The 15,823-nt window shown below is 60.0% G+C and carries 13 protein-coding genes; 7 read left to right on the top strand and 6 right to left on the bottom strand.

What is annotated here, in order from left to right:
* Positions 1-340: 340 nt before the first annotated feature.
* Positions 341-991: a hypothetical protein gene (locus tag UM93_RS04620; RefSeq protein WP_045073969.1), complete on the top strand. Its 651-nt coding sequence runs from the start codon at positions 341-343 to the stop codon at positions 989-991.
* Here UM93_RS04620 and UM93_RS04615 read toward each other — a convergent pair.
* On the bottom strand, positions 975-2,393 hold the full coding sequence (locus UM93_RS04615) for a replication-associated recombination protein A (protein WP_422784949.1): 1,419 nt from the start codon (positions 2,391-2,393) through the stop codon (positions 975-977). The genes UM93_RS04620 and UM93_RS04615 overlap by 17 nt on opposite strands.
* A gap of 91 nt (positions 2,394-2,484) precedes the next feature.
* Here UM93_RS04615 and UM93_RS04610 point away from each other — a divergent pair, with 91 nt between their 5' ends.
* A complete protein-coding gene (locus tag UM93_RS04610; RefSeq protein WP_045073968.1) occupies positions 2,485-3,165 on the top strand; it encodes an acVLRF1 family peptidyl-tRNA hydrolase in 681 nt (226 codons plus the stop codon).
* A gap of 30 nt (positions 3,166-3,195) precedes the next feature.
* Here UM93_RS04610 and UM93_RS04605 read toward each other — a convergent pair whose 3' ends face one another.
* Positions 3,196-3,996 carry a hypothetical protein gene (locus UM93_RS04605; RefSeq protein ID WP_045073966.1) on the bottom strand — a complete coding sequence of 267 codons (801 nt, stop codon included), beginning with the start codon at positions 3,994-3,996 and terminating at the stop codon, positions 3,196-3,198.
* Between the two features lie 125 nt (positions 3,997-4,121).
* Between UM93_RS04605 and UM93_RS04600 the strand changes: the two genes are divergently transcribed.
* Positions 4,122-4,541: a GNAT family N-acetyltransferase gene (locus tag UM93_RS04600; protein WP_045073964.1), complete on the top strand. Its 420-nt coding sequence runs from the start codon at positions 4,122-4,124 to the stop codon at positions 4,539-4,541.
* A 44-nt stretch (positions 4,542-4,585) separates the two neighbouring features.
* Here the strand turns inward: UM93_RS04600 and UM93_RS04595 are convergent, their stop codons facing one another.
* Positions 4,586-5,398, bottom strand: a complete 813-nt coding sequence (locus UM93_RS04595; protein ID WP_045073963.1) for a GNAT family N-acetyltransferase — start codon at positions 5,396-5,398, stop codon at positions 4,586-4,588.
* A gap of 9 nt (positions 5,399-5,407) precedes the next feature.
* Complete coding sequence (gene aspS / locus UM93_RS04590) at positions 5,408-7,186, bottom strand: aspartate--tRNA ligase (RefSeq protein WP_199921806.1); 1,779 nt, start codon at positions 7,184-7,186, stop codon at positions 5,408-5,410.
* 161 nt (positions 7,187-7,347) lie between these two features.
* On the opposite strand from aspS, the gene UM93_RS04585 reads away from it, so the two are divergent.
* Positions 7,348-8,607, top strand: coding sequence for an APC family permease (locus tag UM93_RS04585; RefSeq protein ID WP_045073961.1), 1,260 nt, complete (start codon positions 7,348-7,350; stop codon positions 8,605-8,607).
* Between the two features lie 68 nt (positions 8,608-8,675).
* On the opposite strand, the gene hisS is transcribed toward UM93_RS04585, so the two are convergent.
* Complete coding sequence (hisS, locus tag UM93_RS04580; RefSeq protein WP_045073959.1) at positions 8,676-10,025, bottom strand: histidine--tRNA ligase; 1,350 nt, start codon at positions 10,023-10,025, stop codon at positions 8,676-8,678.
* Between the two features lie 194 nt (positions 10,026-10,219).
* Between hisS and UM93_RS04575 the strand changes: the two genes are divergently transcribed.
* From UM93_RS04575 to UM93_RS04565, 3 genes are all read left to right on the top strand, one after another.
* Complete coding sequence (locus UM93_RS04575; RefSeq protein WP_045073957.1) at positions 10,220-11,020, top strand: peptidylprolyl isomerase; 801 nt, start codon at positions 10,220-10,222, stop codon at positions 11,018-11,020.
* Between the two features lie 28 nt (positions 11,021-11,048).
* Positions 11,049-12,734 carry a DUF349 domain-containing protein gene (locus UM93_RS04570; RefSeq protein WP_045076872.1) on the top strand — a complete coding sequence of 562 codons (1,686 nt, stop codon included), beginning with the start codon at positions 11,049-11,051 and terminating at the stop codon, positions 12,732-12,734.
* Positions 12,735-12,836: 102 nt separating this feature from the next.
* A complete protein-coding gene (locus UM93_RS04565) occupies positions 12,837-13,457 on the top strand; it encodes a hypothetical protein (protein ID WP_045073956.1) in 621 nt (206 codons plus the stop codon).
* A 10-nt stretch (positions 13,458-13,467) separates the two neighbouring features.
* On the opposite strand, the gene UM93_RS04560 is transcribed toward UM93_RS04565, so the two are convergent.
* On the bottom strand, positions 13,468-15,735 hold the full coding sequence (locus UM93_RS04560) for a RelA/SpoT family protein (protein WP_045076871.1): 2,268 nt from the start codon (positions 15,733-15,735) through the stop codon (positions 13,468-13,470).
* Positions 15,736-15,823 lie beyond the last annotated feature (88 nt).

Genomic DNA, 15,823 nt, shown 5'->3' with positions numbered 1-15,823 from the left:
TGTCCTTCCAATGTCAGCAACAGTAATAGGTCTGGCCTCCACGCTGGAGAGTTAGGGCTGTTGCGGCCCATCGCTGCAACCACCGGGCATACTCACGTCGTCAGCTAGCTGAGAATAATCGCGAGGCTGGAGCCGGGGCTTGCCAGTTTTGCAGCTGTAAACAGTGCAGCGTCCATTCTAGCATTTTCTCTTGCGCGCTGCGGCACCCCAGTTAGCTCCACAGAGATTATTCGAACAGCCATAAATACAGCCATAAATTCCGCGTAAATATCCGCTCGCCAGGCGTAGCGGATTCGTAAAGTCCAGCCCCGGATCGGCCTTCTGCTGCCAGCCTTAATACATGACCATTTGCGTATCCCAATTCAACGATCACTCAGCCGCCTTTCAACGAGAGACCGCCGCACCGGAGGCTGATTTTATTGTGCTCGACGAGGCCGGTGACTTTAGTTACCACCGCTGCCAGAAAACCCTGGTACAGGCCTTTGAGGCACCCAGTGAGGCAATCTGTATCGTTGATCGAGCAGGTCTGGTGTATGGCCTGCTGCACGACGCAGATCGGCAGCTCAAGCTGAGCGCTTCACGTGGCCTGGTGGAGTTCCACTGGCTGCGGCAGGCCTGGTTGCGAACCCAAAATCTGCGCCCACAGTCCTACCCCCTGCACCGCTTATCACCGGCCAGCTCGGTGACTTTACTCAACGGAATGTTCGAGGCCCTGCAGCTCGAGCACTCACCTAGCATTGATCTGGCAGCCTGGACTGTGCGTCTTCCAGACGCTACTCAGCACCCGGTGAGTTTGGCTGCGGTGGAGCAATCGCTCGCTGAACTGGATTCTCTCGATCACGTGGTGGTTCAGGACCCTTTCGGCCACTGTTACTGTCCGGTGCGACATCAAACCCACCGTTTCCTGGCATCAGCGGCTGGTTTTATTAGCTACCAAGAGATCTCCCCGAGCGTGAGCTCCCCGCTATCAGGGCTTAGTCGCCGCGGATGATGCCCCGCAACTTTTCCAGCCTGCTACCCAGTTCACGCTCCGCGCCATTAGCCGTGGGTTGATAATAGTTGGCAGCTATCAGATCATCCGGCGGATACTGCTGCCTGGCCACCGAATGCGGTTCGTCATGGGCATAGATATAGCCCTTGCCATGCCCCAGCTGTTTGGAGCCAGGATAATGTGCGTCCCTGAGATGGAGCGGAATAGTCGTGCCCTTACCCGCCCGAATATCAGCAATAGCCGCGTTGATGCCCAGATAAGCAGCATTCGATTTCGGTGCGGTGGCCAAATGCACTACTGCCTCGGCAAGCGGAATCCGCCCCTCCGGCATGCCGATCATCTGCACCGCCTGAGCCGCAGCCACCGCTGTCTGCAGAGCGGTCGGGTCTGCCATCCCGATATCTTCGCTCGCCGAAATGATCAACCGCCGCGCGATGAAGCGCGGGTCCTCCCCCGCCTCGATCATCCGGGCCAAGTAATGCAGTGCAGCATCGACATCTGAACCTCTAATCGACTTAATGAAGGCGCTAATCACGTCATAGTGCTGGTCTCCGGCCCGGTCATAACGAACCGCAGCGGCGTCAATGGCTCGCTCGGCGTCGACCAGTTCCAGGGTGGGGATAGAATCTGCGGGCTCGCCGTCCGCTGACTCACTTTGCAATCTATCCAGTGCCACCCCAGCGGCCGCTTCTAAGGTCGTCAGCGCCCGGCGAGCATCGCCGGAAGCTAGCCGCACCAAGTGGTCCAAGGCCTCGTCGCTGAGAGCTAAGGAGTCATCCAGACCGCGCTGATCGACGACAGCCCGCTCCAGAAGTTCCTTAATATCCTGATCATCGAGTGGCTGCAAGGTCAGCAGCAGCGAGCGGGAAAGTAGCGGGGAGACTACCGAGAAGGAAGGATTTTCGGTTGTGGCCGCGACCAGGACCACCCAGCGGTTCTCCACTCCAGGCAGCAGCGCATCCTGCTGAGCCTTGGTGAAGCGATGTATCTCATCGAGGAACAGCACAGTGGTCCGGCCATAAAGATCCCGCGCGGTGAGCGCTTCGTCCATCACCCGGCGGACATCTTTTACCCCGGCCGTGATCGCCGAAAGTTCAACGAAAGAACGTCCTGGGCCACGGGCAATAACGTGCGCCAGCGTAGTCTTCCCGGTTCCGGGCGGTCCCCAAAGAATCACTGAGCTGGGTCCTGCTGCTGAATCGCTCGCTGCGCTGGCTAATCGACGGAGCGGCGATCCTTCGCCCAGCAAGTGCTGCTGACCGACCACTTCGTCCAGACTGCGCGGGCGCATCCGCACCGCGAGTGGTGCCCGGGCACGAGCCGAGCGAGCTGGCTGCGGGGCATTATCATCCCCGGGCTGGTCTTCTGGCTCGGTGTCAGCAAAGTCGAACAGATCACTCACCCCACCTACGCTACCTGTCCGCACCGACAATGCCGACAACACCGACAATGGAGACCACCAAGGTATAGCAACAACGGCTAACCTAGAAGGCATGTCCCCATCAGTCGCTGGTCCTAACGGCGCGGCGCCGGAAGCGAATACCGCGCCGAGCCGGACTGCCTGGGTCGCTGCTGAGCGGCTACCCGGCTGGCTGGATCGCTTCCGCAGTTCGCACGGTGAATTCTCCGTTCAGCCGCTGGACCAAGAACTGCTATTGCAGGCCGAGGACGGTAGCTCGGCGACCATCGCGGCGCCATGGCCGGTCGATGGCCGACCAGGACGCGGGGCTGACCCGCTGGAGCGGCTAATTTCAATGACCAGCCAAGCGCGCACCGTGCTGCTGCTACTCATACGTCGCGGCGGTTACGCTGTCGCGGTCACTCGCGGCGGCGAGGTACTGCATGCCAAAGTTGGCACCCGGTATGTGCAATCACGCACTGCCGCGGGCGGCTGGTCGCAGCAGCGATTCGCCCGCCGCCGGGCGAATCAAGCTGATGCCATGATCGAGGCGGTGGCGGCGCATGCTGCTGCGTTGCCGCTAGAAAGTGCTGAGTATCTGGTGCTTGGCGGCGATAAGAAGATGGCGGCGGCGCTCATTGCGGAGCCAGTGCTTTCCCCGCTGGCTAAGCTCAAGCGGCTCGCCTTTCTCGACGTCCCTGACCCGCGCGCCAAGGTGCTCGAGCAGGCCGCGAAACGCGTCTGCAGCGCTTTTATTAGAGTCACTGACGCCTGAACGTCTGCCTGAGGCTAGCGGCGTTGCCCCTCAGAGCTGCGTAGCGTCGGTCGCCGGAAAGTCAGCCAGGCCTTCATGACTATGCCGCATCCCAGCTTGGTAGAGATAGGCCTGGTGTTCTTTGAGTAGTTGCCGCCAGGCACCGGCTAAGGCGCCACAATCAGCAAGAAAATCAGCGTCCATCAGTTCTTCCTCACGGGCCGGAACGTCTAACACGATCACAGTATTGGCGGAATCTAAGACTGCCGGGATCGAGGTGAAGCCAGAACGATTGGGCCAAAAGTTAATGAACTCCAACAAGGTCTGCCCCAGGGCATCATGTAGTACGACGCGGGGGTTAGCACTGCCCGAAGCAGGGTGATAGGTTTCCTGGCCGAACCGCTGAGCCGCAATATCTCGGCGATATCCTCGGATTCGCTGGAAATTCTGGCTGCTCTGCACAAAAGCTGACATGGCGGACTCGCTAGGTAAATAGAGGCAATCCCTGACATTGAGTCTCACGTATTCCTCGACCACCTGCTCGCTGCTCTCCTGCTCGCTGCCCAGCTGCTCACCTCCCACCTGGCCGGTCAATAACCCGGTCAACAACTCAGCGGATACGGTGCGCATCAAGCCGGTTGCCAACTCGTTCCATCGCGCAACCGCAGCTTCGTTAAGCAAGTCGTTGAAATCGCCGGAGGTCACCACCCGACGGATAGCTTCAATCACCAGCTGATTCGACCACCCATTCCCGGCCTGTTTCGGACGGGAAGTAATACTCCACCAGGCGCGGGCGATTTCGGACTCACTGAGCTGCTGATCGGTCTCGCCTTGCTCCGCCCCAGCCTCCATTACTCCCCCTTTGGTTGATGCCGATAGTTCGCTCGACTCGTGCTGTCATTCTAAGGCTGGCTCTGCTGGCTGCTTCAACTCAGGCGCTCACGGCGGGTTCGACGGTGGCGCGCTAAGCTGAGCCAATGCTGAAGATAGAACTGGTGACAGCGGACGGCATTGGCCAGCAGGAACTTTTTGAGCTCTATCATGCCGTCGGCTGGCATGCCTTTGATCATGCCCCGGATAAGCTGATGGAGGCGATGCAGAACTCGACTGGAATCGCTCAAGCCCGGTTTAATGACAGGCTAGTCGGCTTAGCTCGGGTGGTCTCAGATCGGGTGTCCATTTGCTTCCTGCAGTCATTGGCCACCCACCCGGATTTTCAGCGCCAAGGTATAGGTAAAGCGCTGGTGGAAAAGGTCTTTGAGCCATTTCCGTTGATGGTGAGGGCGCTGATCACCGGCACCAGCCCGGCCCAACGCGCCTTTTATGAATCGCTTGACTTCATTGATCCTGAGCGGACCCTTCCCGAGCCTTCAACCGTTTTTCTGCGGCACTATTAGCGCAAAGCATCGGTGCAGCCCGATCAACTTTGGCCCGCGGAAGACTACTCAGCGATCGAATAGAAATAATCACCGGAGTGTTCGAAGCCCAGCCGAGTGTAGAGTCTGCGTGCCGCCGGATTGCTCCGCTCGACTTGCAAAAACACCCGGTTCGCTCCCCGTTCGCGGCCACGAGCAAGCAATCCGCTGATCAACTCACTGCCCATCCCTTGTCCGCGTTGAGCGGGGTCAGTGGCTAGTGCGGCTAAACCCGCCCAGCCGCTCTGCGGGTCAATGCTCAGCCTGCCGATTGCCGCGATCTGCCCCTGCCTACGGACTGAGCCGTAGATCGCGGTTCCCGCGCCGAATAGCTCGGCCAGCGTGGTTCTGCGGTGCTGAGCCTGTTCTCCCCCGGGCTGCATAAAATCGAGCCATTCTGCACTCGGACTGACGGTGTATTCAATCTCAAAGTCATCACGCTCAGCCAAGTCTGCGGGCATCGGCCGCGTCATCACCTCGGTTGCTGCCTGGTCCGTGTAACCGCGCTGCCTGAGTAATTCGGTCAACCCGGCCGGCTCGGTACGAAGCCGCCGCTGGAAGATACAGGGCAGGTCTAACGATCTGTAATGCGCTTCTGCAAACTGGACAGCACTCAATAGGCCCGCGCCCACTCCAGCGGCGCCGTCCTGCCGTTGTGTTGAATCGGCTTTTAGCGGCAGCACCGAATTAGCTCTTTTGGTTACCCCGCGCGCTGACCGCAGCAGCCAGCCCTGGTGTTCAAGGACTTCCAGGGCTGGCCAGCTTCGGTGCATCACCAAGTCAAACCCGGGCGAGTTCACTGCCCAGAGATCTTGCTGACTCAGCTGACTATCATGCAATGAAGATTTTTACGCTTCCGGCTTTTTCGGCACGAAATCGATACCGGCCTCTTTGCGCTGCTGCGCACTAATCGGTCCCGGCGCACCGGTCAGCGGATCGAAGCCTCCGCCGGACTTCGGAAAAGCGATCACGTCACGGATCGATTCAACCTTGGCCAGCAGGGCAACCGCGCGGTCCCAGCCGAAGGCAATGCCGCCATGCGGAGGTGCGCCGTACTTGAAACCTTCGAGCAGGAAGCCGAAAGCTTCCTGCTGGGCCGCTTCGTCCAGGCCCATGAGCGCAAAGACCCGTTCCTGGACGTCGCGGCGATGGATACGGATCGAGCCGCCGGCAATTTCGTTGCCATTGCAAACCAAGTCGTAAGCGTACGCCAGCGCGGCGGCCGGGTCCTGGTCGAAGGTATCCAGATACTCCGGTTTGGGCGAAGTGAAGGCGTGGTGCAATGCTGTCCATTCACCGCTGCCGACCGCAACATCGCCGGAAGCGGTAGCTGCGGCTGAGGACTCGAACATCGGGAAGTCCACAACCCAGAGGAAGGCGAAGTCATTGGGATCGATTAGCCCGGTACGGTGACCGATCTCCACTCGGGTGGCACCCAGAATCGACCAGGCATCGTCGCGCTCTCCGGCTCCGAAGAACACACAGTCACCCGGCTTCGCGCCTACTTTTTCAGCAAGGCCGGCCTTTTCGGACTCGGAAAGATTCTTCGCCACCGGACCGGTTAGCTCGCCGTCTTCCTGGATCAGCACATAAGCCAAGCCCTTGGCGCCACGTTGCTTCGCCCACTCCTGCCAAGCATCAAGCGTTCGCCGTGGTTGCGAGGCGCCGCCGGGCATCACCACCGCACCCACATACGGCGCCTGGAAGACGCGGAACGTGGTGTCCTTGAAGTATTCGGTAAGTTCGGTCAGTTCCAGGCCGAAGCGCAGGTCGGGCTTATCCGAGCCGTAACGAGCCATCGCCTCCCAGTAGGGCATCCGCTGGAGCGGGGTAGGCACCTCGACGCCGATCAGTTGCCACAAAGCCGTGGCGATACGCTCCCCGAGGGCGAGCATATCTTCCTGGTCCACGAAACTAGCCTCAATATCCAGCTGGGTGAATTCAGGCTGACGGTCGGCCCGGAAATCTTCGTCCCGGTAGCAGCGGGCGATCTGATAGTACTTCTCAAACCCTCCGACCTGGAGCAGCTGCTTGAAGAGCTGCGGCGACTGTGCCAGTCCATACCAGTTACCGGGGGCAAGCCGGGCCGGCACCACGAAATCGCGTGCGCCGCCGGGGGTGGAAAGCGTCATGGTCGGGGTTTCGATCTCCAGGTAGCCTTCGTCGTGAAGCAGTTCACGAGCTACCCGGTTCGCTTCCGAACGCAGCTTCAAGTTCCTCGCCATCGGTGCGCGACGCAGATCAAGATAGCGATGCTTGAGCCGAGCCTCCTCACCCACCACGCCGTCGCTGGCGTGCTCATCGATCTGGAACGGCAAGGCCGCCGACTCATTGAGCACGGTCACGGTATCCGCAATGACTTCGATCTGCCCGGTCGGTAGCGCCGGGTTCTCGTTGCCGGCGGGGCGCTGCTGTACGGTACCGGTGACCTGCAGCACGTACTCATTACGCAGTGAATGAAAATCGTCCTCATTACGGGCCACAACCTGGGCAACTCCGGAAGCATCACGGAGGTCGACGAAAGCCACCCCACCGTGATCACGACGGCGAGCAACCCAACCGGTCAAGGTTACGGTTTGTCCGATCAACTCGGTGTTCAAACTCCCGAGTTCATGAGTGCGCAGCACAGCGATCCTTTCAATGATTGAATGAAGAGAACAAGAAACTGCTGACCAGACCGCAGCCAGCAAACGGTAAATCCGCTCCTTACTCTCCGAAAAGTTTACAGTTTCTTGCACCATTCGATGACAACCAGCCATCCAGCAGCCGATCAGCGAGAGAGGGAGCGATGACGAGTCCGCGCCAGCCTAAGCTGTCACGACGACTTGGCTTGGTTGATGCGACCACTATCGGGATGGCCTCGATGCTCGGTGCCGGGGTGTTCGTGGCCTTCGCTCCGGCGGCTCAGGCAGCTGGTGACTGGCTCTTATTGGCGCTACTGCTCGCCGGGGTGGTGGCCTACTGTAATGCCAGCGCTTCGGCACAGCTGGCCGCGATTTATCCGGAAAGCGGTGGCAGCTATATCTATGGACGCGAACGACTCGGTCGCTGGGCGGGGTTTGTGGCCGGCTGGTCTTTTATTTCCGGGAAAATTGCCTCCTGCGCCGCAATGGCAATGACTTTCGGTCTCTATCTTTTCCCGGATCAGGCCCGGGCGCTCGCGGTGGCTGCAGTGGTAGTGCTGACCGGAGCGAATCTGCTCGGGGTCAAGAAAACCGCTTGGCTCGCCCGCGGGCTATTGCTTCTCACCCTCGGGGTGCTCAGCGTGGTGGTCGTTTCTTGCTTTGCGACGCCACCGCTGCCGACCACTTTGCTGCCAGCCTGGGGATCGTTCGGCGGGGTTTTTCAGGCCGCTGCCTATTTGTTCTTCGCCTTTGCTGGCTACGCCAGAATCGCCACCATGGGCGAGGAGGTCCGCTCCCCCCGTCGAACCATTCCATTGGCCATCCTGATCGCCCTCGCGCTCACCATGGGCATCTACCTCGCCTTGGCGTTTGGCCTGCTCAGATTCCTCGGCCCGGCTGGCCTAGCCGTTGCCGACACTCCGCTGCTAGCGGTTGGCCAGGAAAATCATTTCGCCTGGTTAGTCGGTCTGGGAGCGGTAGCGGCAAGCTTGGGAGCGCTGCTCGCCCTCATCGCGGGCGTCGGGCGTACCACACTGGCCATGGCACGCCATCAAGACCTACCCACCCCACTCGCCAAGGTCAGTCGACGATTCCGTTCACCCTATTTGGCCGAACTCGCTGTCGCTGTGGTGGTGATTGCGCTCATCCTGAGCAGCGATATCCTCACCGTGGTTGGCTACTCGAGTTTTGGGGTACTGATCTATTACGCGATCACCAACCTCAGCGCGCTCAGCCTCGATCGACGTCCCTGGTACGCACCACGCTGGCTGAATTTGCTCGGCTTCGCTGGCTGCGCTCTGCTGGCTTTCACGCTGCCCGGAGCAGCCATCCTCTGGATGGTAAGCATTATCGCCATTGGCTGCGTAGCCCGCGGACTCGTGCTGCTACGAAGGCAAAAGAGACAGCCGCCTGGGAGCGACTGAGCTGATCAATTTCAACTAAGCAACGTCACGCTGATCCGCTGGATCAACCAGTGCGGATTCGGTGATGCTTAGCTGGCCGGGGAGTTACGGGTAACTTGAGCGCGTAGCTCAGCTTCGGCGGGCTGCCAACTGTGCGGGTCGGCCGCTAGCTGCTCACCGCTACGGATATCCTTCACCTGGCTATTGCCGTCTTCGCCGAGGAACCAGACAAAGGGAATCCCGCGACGGTCAGCAAACTTAATCTGCTTGCCGAACTTCTCGGCCGAGACCGCAACCTCGGTGGCAATGCCCCGTGAGCGCAGCACCGCGGCGACGTCCTGCGCAGCTGCCCAGTCCTGATCGGCATTGAGCGCCACATAAACCACTGTCGGCACTGCCCGAGAAGCGGTCGCTAAGTTCTGGCTGAGCATGCGGGCCACCAGCCGACTCACCCCGATGGACAGCCCGACGCCGGGGAAAACTCGGTTACCTTTTCGCGCCAAAGCATCATAGCGTCCACCGGAGCAGATCGAGCCAAGAGCCTCATGGCCAACCAGTACTGTTTCAATCACTGTTCCGGTGTAATAGTCCAGGCCGCGGGCGATCGACAGATCGGCAATAACCGTCCCCGGAGCACGGGTAATCGCCGCGCGCAGCACACTGGAAAGCTCCGCCAGGCCTTCATCAAAGAGCTCGTTCTGCACGTTGTGACGCTCGGCTAGGGCGCTGACCTGATCGACGAAGCTCAGGTCGGCGCTGCGGATCTGAGCGAGTTCTAAAGCCGCCTGAGCTTGTAGTTCGCTGGCGGCCAGTTCCTCGCGCAGCAGTCGTGCCACTGCCTCGGCACCGATCTTCTCCAGTTTGTCGATATTGCGCAGCACTCCGGCGGTGTCTTCAAGCCCCAGGCCCCGGTAGAACCCTTCAGCCAGCTTCCGGTTATTGACTCGGATCTTGAACTCAGGGATCGGCAGGGCCGAGAGCGCATCCACCGCGAGCAGCACGATCTCGACGTCGTGGAGGAAGGGTAGCGCGCCGTCACCGACCACATCGAAATCTGCTTGGGTGAATTCCCGGGCCCGGCCTTCTTGCGGTCGCTCGCCACGCCAAGCCTTCTGAATCTGGTAGCGCTTGAACGGGAAGGTCAGGTAGCCAGCGTTCTCTACCACGTAGCGGGAGAACGGCACGGTGAGGTCGAAGTGCAGTGCCAGCGAAGCGTCCCCAGCACCCTCTTCGGCCTGCAGGCGGCTGACCGCATAGACCTCTTTGTCGATCTCGCCTTTGCGGAGCAATTGCTCGATGGTTTCCACGGCCCGGGTTTCAATGGAGCCGAAGCCGTGAAGTTCAAAAGTAGTGCGCAGCGAATCAATGACATGCTGCTCAACAATCCGTTCCTGCGGAAGTAACTCAGGGAAACCGGATAGTGAGGCATTTCGGGCCATCGAGCTCGTACTCCTTCTTGCGCGGTGCGCTTTTGGCATGCCGATGCAGCGCGTTGCATCGGGTATCTACTAAGGTTCTCACAGGACAGCAATAAAACTCTTGGGTAAACTGTCTGCGGCAACCAGTTTAGCCAGTTTTACCGGCGAGCCTGCTGAATTGCCACTCTGGCCAAAGACGACGACGAGGAGCTGCATTGGCGGCGAGCAAGAATGAGGCGCGGGAAACCAAAAAGCGGATAGCGCAAATGGCCGCCAAGCGTGAATTGCGGGAAGAGCAAAGCAAACGCCGGCGCCGCGACAATATTGTCGGGGCCGTCGCCGTCGTGCTGGTGATCGGACTCGCGGTATTACTGCAATTGACGGTTTTCAATTCGAATCCCACAGCCGAACAAGTAGCACAAGCGAAGGCTGGTTTAAGCAGCTCGGCCTCGCCTTCCGCCTCGCCGACCCCAACGGTTTCGCTGCCTGCCGTGCCCAACCCCTCGACCGCCGCTGGAAAGACCTTCACCGGTACGCTCAGTCTCAACGGCAAGCCGCTCGGCGTCAGTATTGATGGCACTAAAGCGCCACAAGGTGCCGCTGTTTTCAAGACTCTGGCGGATGACAAGTTCTACACCGACAAGACCTGTCACCGGCTGACCACCGGCAGCTTCGCGGTGCTGCAATGTGGTTCGGTGGACGGCACCAGCGCGGGCAGCACGCCGAATTTCACCTGGGGACCGGTGGAGAATGCGCCCAAGAACAATGTCTATCCGGCTGGCACCCTCGCGGTGGCCCGGCAGAGCAATAATGGCAAGAGCATGGGCACCCAGTTCTTCATCGTCTATAAGGACACCACCATTCCCGCCGACACCGCTGGTGGCTACACCGTGGTCGGCAAGATTACCAGCGGTCTGGACGTTGTCACCGAATTGGCCAAGGCGGGCACCGCCGATGGATCGAGTGACGGAACCCCGAAGACGCCAATCAAGATAGACTCGTTTACGCTCAAGTGATGCCCCGTCGATGGAAAGAGTTTTAGCGGTGACCGAACGTCAACAATCCGACGAAACAGTAAGCTCCACTCCAAGCTCTAGCGAAGACACGCTCAGCGTTGTTGCAGCTGCTGACCCCACGCCCAGCACTGCTGACGGCGACGGAGTTGATGCCAGCGGAGCTGAGGCTGCGGAGAAAGAGACTGCGCCTAGCGATGCGGCGGCCAATTCTGTGGCAGCCAGCGAGACAGCGACTGAAGAAGTGGCCGATGAAGTGACTGATGAAGTGACTGAGCAGGCGGCTGCGAGCGAGTCATTAGTTTCGTCAGAGCCGAGCAAGGCCTCCAATTCGGCCACGCCGAAGCCCACTCCGGCGCCGACAGCAGTGCCGTCGCCCGCTGCTTTCGCTGCGCGCCCCAAGCCACCGACTGACGCCACAAAGCTCCCCGCAGCACCGGTTGCTGCTCCAGCAAGCCTTGCAGTGAGCGCCGAAGCGGCTCGTTTTGGCCGAGCTGAGGAAGACGGTCATGTCTTCCTCATCCTCGATGGTGAAGAAGTTCCGGTTGGGCAATACCCCGGGGCGAGCAAGGACGAGGCGCTGGGCTATTTTGTTCGCAAGTTTGAGGATTTGCTGGCTCAGGTCGTCTTGCTCGAACAGCGCGTCGAGGCTAAGGCCCCGAGCACCGATATGCATAAAACTGTCAGCCATTTGCGCAGCCAATTAGCTGAGCGAAATGCTGTTGGCGATGTGCGCTCCACCGAAGCTCGCCTGGATGCCCTAGAGAGCAGCATCAAAGCACTGCAACAGGCGGAACGTGCGCAACACGAGGCCGTCCGTTCGGCTGAGTTAGCCTCCCGTGAGGGGATCGTTGCCGAAGCGGAAGCAATCGCTGCCCAGGACCCTGCCACGGTGCAATGGAAAACCGGCAGCACCCGAATGAACGAATTGTTCGACGCTTGGAAGCTGGCACAAAAAGACGGCGTGCGTTTGGGTAAAGCCACCGAGGACGCCCTCTGGAAGCGTTTCCGCGCCGCCCGGACGGTTTTCGACCGACACCGTCGCGCTTTCTTCTCCCAGCTGGACAGCGCCAATGCACTGGCCAAATCAGCTAAGGAAACTCTTATTCAGGAAGCCGAGGCTCTCTCCGACTCAACCGACTGGGGCGCCACCGCCGGTGAATACCGGCGGCTAATGGATCGGTGGAAAGCCGCTCCGCGGGCCAGCAAGAAGGAAGACGACGCGCTCTGGACTCGTTTCCGTGCCGCCCAAGAGAAATTCTTTGAGGCTCGGCAACGCGCCAATGCAGCAATCGATGAAGAATACGCCGGGAACTTGGTGGTCAAAGAGGCCCTTATCGCCGAAGCGAAGGCGCTCTTGCCGATTACTGATTTGAATGCGGCAAAGAAGGCCTTGCAGTCGATCCGCGACCGCTGGGAGGACGCCGGCAAGGTGCCCCGAGCCGATATGCAACGGGTGGAAGCTGGCCTGCGTTCGGTCGAGGACGCGGTGCGCAAAGCGGATGAAGAGCACTGGAAACGCACCGATCCGGAGGCTAAGGCTCGCACCAATAGCGCGCTGAGCCAGCTTGAAGCAGCCATTTCGGATTTGCAGCAAGAGCTCGCTAAAGCTCAGGCCAAGGGCGATGCCAAGAAGATCAAGGACGCTGAAGAAGCGCTGGCCGCTCGGCAGGCCTGGCTCGAGCAGATCCGCAAATCGGCTGATGAGCTGAGCTAGTCCACGATCTAGCAATTCCCACTGCCCCGGCGACTAAATGTGGTTATCCACAGTTGGCTGCCGGGGCTGTTTTCTTCCGCCGAGACGCTACATGCTAGGTGAATGGTCTCAGCTTCCTTTGCCGCAGCGCTCAATTACTCCCGTAGTGAATCGGCGCTGGGCTTGCTCTCCCCCGGCCGACTATTCAGTGCCACCGAGTTGCAGGCAATGGCTCGGGATCGAGTGCTGCAGCGGATTTTTGGTGCCTGTTACCTGCCCTCAGGCAGGCAGGTGTTACCGGAGCATCGGGCCGTGGCAATGTCCCTGTACTTTCCCGCTCAGTTGATTGATCGTTTAATCCTGGGACGTTTCAGCGCCGCCTGGGTGCACGGCTGCACCCCGCCACCGCCACGCGTTACGGCGCTGCTGGATCATCGACGTCGGGCAGGTATGTTGCCACCCTTTACTCAGTTGCAAGTGCATGAGGTCACCCTCGGGCGATTCGATGTAGTGGATCGTGCAGGGGTGCGGGTGACCTCGGTGCTGAGAACGGCTGTTGACTTGGCCTTTCAGCCGCGGCCAACCAGGCTTGGATGGCCTGATCCGGTCGAAGTACTGGCTCAGCTGTGCACTAGCAGCGAGCTGGCGTGCCCAACGACTTTGGTTTTGCGAGCCATTGAGTCGCTAGGCAGAGTGCCCTACAAGCAGAAGGCCATTAGCAGGGTGAGCAAGCTTTTCGACTAGCGCTTGCCTATCACTGGGGTCGACGCTGACTCCCCGTCGTCCGGTACACGTCAAAGACCCCGTCAATGCGCCGTACAGCGCTCAGAATGTGATTGAGGTACTTGGGGTCGCCCATTTCAAAGGCAAAGCGAGAGATCGCCAGCCGGTCGCTCGAGGTTTGCACGGTTGCAGAGAGGATGTTCACGTGGTTCTCCGAAAGCACCCGAGTGACATCGGAGAGTAGGCTCTTCCGGTCCAAGGCCTCTACTTGGATCTCCACCAGGAACACGCTTGATTGGGTCGGCGCCCATTCCACTTCGACAATTCGATCCGGCTGGTCACGCAATTCCACCACATTGCGGCAGTCGCTACGATGCACGGAAACCCCCGAGCCGCGCGTGACAAAGCCGATGATCGAATCCGGTGGTACTGGGGTACAACATCGCGCCAACTTCACCAGCACATCACCCACGCCGCGTACCATCACGCCGGAATCCGAGCTCCGCGGCCGAGGGCTCTGCGTAGTGGGGATGCTGTTGCTTTCGATCTCTTCCTCGGCGACCTGATGTCCACCGAGCGAGTCGACGAGCTTTTCCACCACTGAGGCAGCCGAGACATGGCTGTCGCCCACCGCAGCATAGAGCGTGGAGATGTCTGGATAACGTAGTTCTTCGGCAACTCCGAGCAGCGCCTCGTGCGTCATTAGCCGCTGCAGGGGCAGATTTTGCTTACGCATTGCCCTGGTGAGCAGCTCTTTGCCCTTATCGATCGCTTCTTCGCGACGTTCCTTGCTGAACCACTGCCTGATCTTATTCCTGGCCCGTGGGCTCTTGACGAAGTTCTGCCAGTCCTGGCTCGGGCCAGCGCCTTCCGCTTTCGAGGTGAAAACCTCAACCCAGTCACCGTGGTTCAGTTCGCTGTTCAGCGGCACCAGTTTGCCGTTGACCCTGGCACCGATGGTGCGGTGCCCCACCTCGGTGTGTACCGCATAGGCGAAGTCGACCGGTGTTGAGCCGGCAGGCAAGGCCATCACATCACCCTTCGGGGTGAAAACAAAAACCTCGCGAGCATTGATTTCGAAGCGTAGCGAATCTAGGAACTCGCCGGGGTCCTTAGTTTCCTGCTGCCAATCCACCAAAGTGCGCAGCCAGCCAAGGTCGCTATCCCGGCCTTCCGGCGCCGCCATCTTGCCGCCGGCCTGGCTCTTGTACTTCCAGTGGGCGGCAACGCCGTACTCGGCACGCTGATGCATTTCGTGGGTTCTGATCTGGATCTCTACCGGTTTGCCGCCCGGGCCAATCACCGTGGTGTGTAGCGACTGATACATATTGAACTTGGGCATCGCAATGTAATCTTTAAACCGACCCGGCAGCGGGGACCAGCGGGCATGCATGGCTCCCAGTGCGGCGTAACAGTCGCGAACCGAGTCCACGAGAATCCGCACCGCAATCAGATCATTGATATCGTCGAAATCTTTGTCCCGCACGATCATTTTCTGATAGATCGAATAGTAGTGCTTGGGCCTACCGGTGATGGTCGCCCTGATCTTGGCCACCCGCAGATCCTCAGTGATCTGAGAACGCACCGCCGCCAGACTCTTTTCCCGCTCCGGAGTGCGGTCCTCGACCATCCGCACAATTTCCTCGTAAACCTTCGGATAGAGCGCGGCGAAGGAGAGGTCTTCCAACTCCCACTTAATCGTGTTCATACCAAGTCGGTGCGCCAACGGGGCGAAGATCTCAAGGGTCTCACGTGCTTTGCGTGCGGAGGACTCGGGTGAAACATAGCGCCAGGTTCTGGCGTTGTGCAGGCGATCGGCCAGTTTAATCACCAGGACGCGAATGTCCTTGGCCATCGCGACCACCATTTTGCGCACCGTCTCGGACTGAGCTGCCTCACCGAAGGTCACCTTGTCCAGTTTGGTAACACCGTCGACCAGCATCGCCACTTCGGGGCCGAATTCCGCCCGCAATTGATCGAGAGTGTAAGGGGTGTCCTCGACCGTATCGTGCAGCAGAGCCGCAGCCAGCGTGGTACCGGTCATCCCCAGCTCGGCCAGGATGGTGGCCACCGCGACCGGATGGGTGATGTAGGGATCGCCGCTCTTGCGTTTCTGGCCGTCATGACTGCGCTCCGCAACCGCATAGGCCCGCTGGATCAGCTCGAAATCTTCGCGTGGGTTATTGGCTCGCACCACCCTGAGCAAAGGTTCCAGAATCGGCGAATGATTGGTGCTGCCCCGGCCAGTCAGCCGAGCAAGCCGGGACCGGGTGCGCTCTCGTCGACCGGGAGCGCCCACGCGCTGTGAAAGGTTAGCCGGGCTGGACGTGCTTGGCTGAGGATTCTGGGCCGCCGGAGTGGGGGCAGCCTGATCCGTTGAACTTGCC

The sequence above is a fragment of the Psychromicrobium lacuslunae genome, from assembly GCF_000950575.1.
Classification (GTDB): Bacteria; Actinomycetota; Actinomycetes; order Actinomycetales; family Micrococcaceae; genus Renibacterium; species Renibacterium lacuslunae.
The sequence above is the reverse complement of the archived record's forward strand: the minus strand, read 5'-3'. Positions and strand labels throughout refer to the sequence as shown.